Below are 7,181 nucleotides of genomic sequence, written 5' to 3' on the forward strand. Positions count from 1 at the left end.
CAAATTGAAGAGTAATGAAAAAAATGGTGCGCTGTGTAAAGCTTTTTGAGTTGGCATGGATATTGCAAAGGTTTCTAGGTAGTAGCTTGTTAAGTAACAAAAAAATGTAAGCGTTGTCAAAAATATTTTAAAGGGGGTTTGTATAGGGATGACAAATAAACGATGGCTACGGTTTTATCCGAAAGAAGTCAATCCCAATATAGAAATAGAAAAGAGAAGTTTAACAGATTTATTATCGGATGCTGTTAAGCAGTTTCGTAACGACATTTCACTCGAATATTACGAGAAACAATGGTCGTATCAAGAGGTTCAAGAACAGTCAGAAAAGCTTTCAGCATGCCTCTACCAACAAGGTTTTCGTAAAGGAGACAGGTTGTCCCTTATGATGCCGAATTGTCCCCAATACATATTCTCATTCTTTGCAGTGGTTCGCATAGGTGGCATTATCGTTCAAACAAATCCCATGTATGTCGAAAGAGAACTCGAGTACCAATTAAACGATACAAATTCAGAGTTTATGATTTGCTCTGACTCCGTTTATGAACGGGTGAAAAGAATTCAAGAAAAGACAACGCTTAAGAAAATCATCGTAGTCCCAACTGCTGAATATCGCAATTTAACTTTAGTTGCAGATGATGTTTGGTTTGACGACTTCCTTGAGACCTATAAATCAGATGCCCCGAAAATAGAAATAGCTCCATCGGAAGACATCGCCGTCCTTCAATATACTGGAGGAACGACCGGGGTTTCAAAAGGAGTCATGTTAACTCATCAAAATTTCATTAATCAGGTTGAGCAAATAAATGAATTTTTATTTAAACGATTTGAAAGAGTTGAAAATCTGGATCGAGTGGTAATTAGTTTTCTACCATTCTTTCATATTTTTGGTTTAGCAAATGTAACCTTAACCGGATTTCGATTTGGCTATAAACAAATTATACTTCCACGATTTGATGTGGAAACGGTCCTTAACTTGATAAAAAAGGATCCTCCACTTTTCTTTTTTGGTGTTCCGACAATGTACAACGCTTTAATGAATGCTCCTCAGGTAGAAACATACGGTATTGATAAAATTAAGGCTTTTTTTTGTGGTGGTTCTCCAATGCCATTGGAAAAGTACCAAAAATTTAAACAACTGATGGGAGAAGATGCAGTTCTTGCCGATGGATATGGGTTATCAGAAGCCACATCAGGAACTACTAATCAACCTTATTCAAGAGTAAAGATTGGGAGTGTCGGTGTTCCACTGCCGCGAACGGATGCAAAAATTGTGGTTGAAACAGATAAAGGGTTTGAAGAGGCACCAACCGGCAGCAAAGGTGAGCTCATCATCAAAGGTCCACAGGTGATGAAGGGGTATTGGAATAAGACTGAAGAAACAAACGCTGCTTTAAGAAATGGATGGCTCCATACAGGAGATATCGCCTACATGGACGAAGAAGGATATCTTTACATCGTAGACCGGAAAAAAGATATGATCATTGCCAGTGGCTATAATATTTATCCGCGTGAAATCGAAGAAGTCATTTACCAGATTTCTGCTGTTCGCGAAGTCGTTGTGATTGGTATTCCAGACGAATATAGAGGAGAAACAGTAAAAGCTTACATTGCCTTAAAAGAGTATCAGGCAGTCTCCAAAAATGAAATAATCGCATTCTGTCGGAAAAATCTGGCTACCTATAAAGTACCTAAACAAATTGAATTTAGAGAGGAACTTCCTAAATCCAGTGTTGGAAAGCTATTAAAAAGAGAACTAAGAAACCAAGAATGGAACAAGCATCAAATAAAATAATAAGGGGTGTATGAATTGAAGAAAATGAAAAAAGGAAGTTTGCTTGTAATTATGATGTTCATGCTAGGTAGTTTAGTAGCTTGTATGGGAGCTGAAGTGAGCAATCAGGAGGCACAACAATCAAAAACGCCAGAAACCGCAGAAGGAGAAGAAGTTGTCAAGATTGGATATAGTGGTCCTTTAAGTGGAGCTGCAGCTCAATATGGAATCAACGTTTTAAATGGATTGGAAATGGCAGCCGATGAAATCAATGAAACAGGTTTTGAGGTAGATGGAAAAACCTATAAAATTCAACTTATCCCAATGGACGATAAATATTTACCGAATGAAACAGGTGTAAATATCCAGCGAATGGCAACAGAGAATGAAATAGTTGCAGCATGGATTCCACATAGTGGCGGAGTCTTCGCATCGCAGACATTTAATGAAAAAGAAGATGTCATTATTATGGCACAAACTAGTGAACCGCGAATGTATGAGCAAGGAAACAAATTGATGATTGGAATTTCTCCTCAGTATAACATTTGGCCGAAAACTTTCAGTAAGTATATTATGGATAATTTCGGTACGAAAATGGCGTTGTTGCCAACGAATTCTCAGTACGGAAAAGATTGGTTAAATGTGATTGAGCCGGTTTGGGAGGAAATGGGAGGAGAGTTTGTTTATAAAGGGGATATTGATTTTGCAAAAGAAACAGACTTTTTTACCGTTATGACCAACGCCTTAAATAAAAATCCAGATGTCCTTTTTGTTGGGGGCCCGTCTGAACCTACAGCGACCGTCGTTAAACAAGCTCAAGAGTTAGGTTATGAGGGTGCTTATATGATTATGGATCAAGCGAAAATGGAAGAGATGTCTGGTGTATTGGGTGGATATGGGCAATTGAATGGTTCTGTCGGGGTTCTTCCGGTTGATCAAATCGGGAGTGACGCTAGCAAAGCCTTTGTTACAAAATACCAGGAAAAGTTCAATGAAAAATATGCTACCGCCGATTCATCCCTAAGTTACCAGGGGTTATATGTTTTGGTTGAAGCGATGAAGGCTGCAAATACTGTTGAGGACCGACACGCGATTATGGCTGCTGTTAATGAAGGGATAAAAAATATACCAGAAGAAAAGTCGGTCATTTCTCTAAATGGAATGAATGAAGTAGGCAGTCTTCAATGGGACATTAAAGCGGGTATCGTCGAGAATGGAGAGGTAAAGACCATACCTCTTGAACAATAGAGTTGAAGTTACATGTAGGTGAGGAGCGATATACTTTGAGAAAGGTCTTAGGGCCTTTCTCTTTTTGTTGGGGTTTAACTTACTATTATGAAAATTTGTGATAAAGTATAAAATAACGCATCAAAGGATGTGAAAAATTCTAAAAGATAGGGAAGGGAAGAAAAAATGATTCAGTACAACGGAAGGCGATTTGTTTCGGTAAAAAACACAGACAATGGCGAGGTTTCTTCGCAGACAATTTTTGAGTATAAACAAGAGGGGAATATTCTTTTTGCAAATTATTCTGGTGGAGAAATTGTCAAAGGTACGCTCATAGGAATTGTGAAAGGAGATGGTAGCCTTGTATTTCGCTATAATCATGTAAATATTCAAAATCAAATCCGAGGTGGACATTGTATTTCTTCTCCTGAAACTCTACCTGATGGGCGTATCCGCCTACATGAAAAATGGCAATGGCTCGACGAGGAGCAAACAGAAGGTAATTCAGTCATTGAAGAAATTATCTAATACCACGCAAAAAAGGACCACAACTGGTCCTTTTATTTAATCTATGTAAACCGTGCACCCACAATCGATTGAAACAACCAAGCGTTACTTGTAAACGAAAGCTCAGATTAGGCTATCCCACGGCACATCGAAAATTCTACTTATGGCTGCTTCCTTCCGGACCTGACCAGTTTCATAGGCTTCGATTGCGTAGGACCCAATCGTCAACGCCCTTTTTACAAGGCTGACCTTACATGTTTCAACCTCAAGTGGGAATTCAACCCCGCTATGGCGGATTGCGGGTATAGGGCACCGCCAACTCCCCGTCTAGCACGGTATGTATCCGCTAGACAAACTTCTATGTTTAAATTAATTAATCGATGACTGCGGCGCATGAAATGGCTGTAAGCCAGGTTCTGTTCCTGCGTGCTAATCGATGCCAATCTCGCACAACAGGCGTAGTCATATAACTATCGATTGTGTATGCAATCAATCCATCCGTTTGGTTCATTTCCCGCTGGATGATGCCCCTACCAAAGTTTGGGTTGCTCGCTCGTGGGGTTTACCCGTTCCATTTCTTCTGTTTCCAGAAGAACTCGTCTCTGTGGCACTTTCAGGTTAATACCAGCCTATCCAATGGACTTAGCATGGTTTCACCGCCGTCAGCAGGTTATGGCTGCTGCCCACCTTTGCAGATGGCACGAACACTCCGGGCATCTCAGCACCGGGCGAGCCTGGACTTTCCTCAACTCATGTAAAATGAGCCGCGACTACACACCATTTCATGTATTTCGTTCATCGCTACGTGTATAAATATATCATTTAGCACTATCTGAAGTCACTAGGAGGGCAAATCCAATCAAGGAAAAAATTGAAAATTGACCTTTGAATAAAAGCCCCATATCTGAACCTCTTATTTTTCCGCTGTTAACCAATCGGTCACTAATGGCTTCGTTTTGTCCGACATTTCCTACAGGCATGCCCGCCCTAACCAAGTGAATATCCTCCAATCGAGATCATGGTAAAGAATCCTCCGATATTTCTATAGCAAGTCAACTCTTCAACTTGCAAGTTTTTGTAGGTGTCAAGAAATACTATTTGTGTAGCTATTTAAAAGGCAAAAATGTATTAAAGTGATTGTTATGGTACAAAGCCGGAGAAGGTTTTAAATAAAATTATTTTTCTTATTGGCTAGTACTAGGACTCAATATATGTTAACTTAAGCTACTGTCATTAATAGACACTGCAAAGAAATAACACCGACTATAAAAGGTTAATAGGTGTTATCGCAAATAGGTAAAAGGAGATGTTCGCATGAGTAAGGCAAAAGGTAAAGGCGGAACAGGGAGAGGTACAGGGAAAAAAGGATGGAATAGGTGGCAAGCGAGTGCAAGGAAAGCAAAAAGCGCAAAGCCATATAAGAGTAAAGGTACAAATAGGGAGAAGGATACAAGCGAATAATAAAACGGATATTGTCATCTCTAATTTATCCGAAAAGGATAGATTTTTTCTATCTTAAGTGGAATGGATGGATTCAAGGAGTTCAATTTCTAATAACATCCTGTTGTTTTAGAGTATTTAAAGGCTGCAAAAGTGTCTCCATTCAAGCAAACAGGATTTGACATTTGATAATGGTTGAAAGATTAACTATTTCTTCCATCACCACATTCCATATCATACATATTTGTTAGTAGTTGATGCTCTTTTTTTATAATCTGGAGGATATTGTAAGTTGAGGGAGAAATAGAAAAAGAACTAATTCATTTAAATGTTGGAAGTGGGTGCGAAGATTTGGACTATGTAAAATTAGGGAATACTGGGTTGGATGTGTCACGACTTTGCCTTGGATGCATGAGCTTTGGGGATCCAGAGCGTGGGAATCATCAATGGGTGTTAAATGAAGACGAAAGTAAGCCAATGATTAAAAAAGCTTTAGAACTTGGCATTAACTTTTTTGACACAGCCAATGTTTATTCCGATGGCACGAGTGAAGAAATCGTCGGGCGGACGTTGAAGGAAATGGCTAATCGCGATGAGGTGGTCATCGCAACCAAGGTTCATGGAAGAATGCATCAGGGACCTAATGGAGCTGGTTTGTCACGAAAAGCCATTATGAATGAGATTGATCACAGCCTGAAACGGCTAGGTACAGATTATGTTGATTTATATCAAATTCATCGTTTGGATCCTAATACACCAATTGAAGAAACAATGGAAGCTTTGCATGATGTAGTTAAGGCGGGAAAAGCACGATATATAGGTGCTTCTTCTATGTATGCTTGGCAGTTTCTAAAAGCTCAACATATTGCCGAAAAGAATGGCTGGACCCGCTTTGTATCAATGCAAAACCACTTGAATCTTTTATACCGGGAAGAAGAACGAGAAATGCTTCCGCTCTGCAAAGAAGAAAAAATTGGGGTAATTCCTTGGAGTCCGCTTGCTAGAGGAAAGTTGACACGAGATTGGGAACAGACAACTGCACGTTCAGAAACGGATGAGTTTGGAAAACATTTGTATGCGAAAACGGCGGAAAGTGACCGAATCGTCGTCGAACGAGTAGCGGAATTAGCTGCAAAGCGTGAGCTACCCCGAGCACAAGTCGCTCTTGCCTGGGTTTTGCATAAAGAACCTGTCACAGCACCAATTATTGGAGCAACAAAAATCTCCCATTTAAAAGATGCTGTGGATGCTTTAGAAGTGAAATTGTCAGCTGAAGAAATTTCGTTTTTAGAAGAGGCGTATGTCCCTCATCCGGTCCTTGGTTTTATATAAAATTTTCAATAAACGCTCAGAATAGGTTGAGCTGAATGAATCATTGTAGACCCAATGAGTGTTCAGTACATTCCATTCTGAGCGTTTTTTATAAAAGGGTCTAAGGACAGGAAGATTTAAAACTCATTTTGTAGCTTAAATTAATGATGAGCCTCTTCAGCGGCCATCGCAATTGCTTTTGTCTGATGAACCGTTCCGAATGGATGCTCTGGTGGTGCATAAATGCTATATAGTTTTAATGGTTCATTTCCCGTATTAATTAAATTATGCCATTTCCCCGCAGGAATCATGATTGCAAAATCATCCGAAACTTCTGCTTGAAAATCTAACACATCTTTACGGTCTCCCATTTTAACTAAGCCTTGCCCTTGTTCTACACGCAAGAATTGATCCACATCGGGGTGTAATTCTAGACCTATGTCTTCCCCAACATTAATGCTCATTAATGTTACTTGTAAATGTTCTCCTGTCCAGATTGCTGTTCGGAATGTATGATTATCCTTCGTTGCTTCTTCTATATCGACTACAAATGGCTTACCTCCGGAATCTCTTCCGTGAAAGGATACATCCTCATTTAACGAACTTAACCGCTTGGCTGATGCTTGTTCATTTGATATCGCCCATAAAAAAGTATTGTGAATCAATGGGTTACTTGCCGAAAAACTTGCACCTCTTTGAAAATCTGTAAACGTTTCAAGCTCTACTTGGTAAGCTTTTTGTAGGCCAACTGGATAACTTATAATATTGATTGGTTCTACTTGGTATTGGGGATAGGTCCCCGTTAGCCATCCATGAAGCGCAAAAATCAGCGCTTCACCACAGAGAATGAAAATGGTTAAGAACCGTCAATACTGATTCTACGGCTGGGAGAGGAAGGTCGCTTAACTATGGTGCGTTAGAGCCC

Annotated in this window: 6 protein-coding genes and 2 other RNA genes; 5 read left to right on the forward strand and 3 right to left on the reverse strand. The window is 39.7% G+C overall.

Annotation, left to right across the window (positions count from 1 at the left end; translation table 11 throughout):
* Nucleotides 1–148 precede the first annotated feature (148 nt).
* From M3182_RS24665 to M3182_RS24675, 3 genes are all read left to right on the forward strand, one after another.
* Nucleotides 149–1,792: a long-chain-fatty-acid--CoA ligase gene (locus M3182_RS24665; RefSeq protein WP_251560460.1), complete on the forward strand. Its 1,644-nt coding sequence runs from the start codon at nt 149–151 to the stop codon at nt 1,790–1,792.
* A 24-nt stretch (nt 1,793–1,816) separates the two neighbouring features.
* On the forward strand, nt 1,817–3,019 hold the full coding sequence (locus tag M3182_RS24670) for an ABC transporter substrate-binding protein (protein WP_251433539.1): 1,203 nt from the start codon (nt 1,817–1,819) through the stop codon (nt 3,017–3,019).
* A gap of 165 nt (nt 3,020–3,184) precedes the next feature.
* A complete protein-coding gene (locus M3182_RS24675) occupies nt 3,185–3,526 on the forward strand; it encodes an avidin-fold protein (protein ID WP_251433375.1) in 342 nt (113 codons plus the stop codon).
* 50 nt (nt 3,527–3,576) lie between these two features.
* Here the strand turns inward: M3182_RS24675 and ffs are convergent.
* Together ffs and rnpB are read right to left on the reverse strand one after the other, a co-directional pair.
* An RNA gene (ffs, locus tag M3182_RS24680) (signal recognition particle sRNA large type) lies at nt 3,577–3,841 on the reverse strand.
* Between the two features lie 64 nt (nt 3,842–3,905).
* Nucleotides 3,906–4,287: RNase P RNA component class B (rnpB, locus tag M3182_RS24685), an RNA gene on the reverse strand.
* 532 nt (nt 4,288–4,819) lie between these two features.
* Here rnpB and M3182_RS24690 point away from each other — a divergent pair.
* Nucleotides 4,820–4,966 carry a DUF3934 family protein gene (locus M3182_RS24690; protein ID WP_251433369.1) on the forward strand — a complete coding sequence of 49 codons (147 nt, stop codon included), beginning with the start codon at nt 4,820–4,822 and terminating at the stop codon, nt 4,964–4,966.
* A gap of 330 nt (nt 4,967–5,296) precedes the next feature.
* Entirely contained in the window at nt 5,297–6,277 is a 981-nt protein-coding gene (locus M3182_RS24695; protein WP_251560462.1) for an aldo/keto reductase, read from the forward strand.
* A gap of 140 nt (nt 6,278–6,417) precedes the next feature.
* Here the strand turns inward: M3182_RS24695 and M3182_RS24700 are convergent, their stop codons facing one another.
* Nucleotides 6,418–6,921, reverse strand: a complete 504-nt coding sequence (locus M3182_RS24700; protein ID WP_251560464.1) for a cupin domain-containing protein — start codon at nt 6,919–6,921, stop codon at nt 6,418–6,420.
* Nucleotides 6,922–7,181 lie beyond the last annotated feature (260 nt).

This window comes from Mesobacillus maritimus, assembly GCF_023715205.1.
GTDB lineage: Bacteria > Bacillota > Bacilli > Bacillales > Cytobacillaceae > Mesobacillus_B > Mesobacillus_B maritimus_C.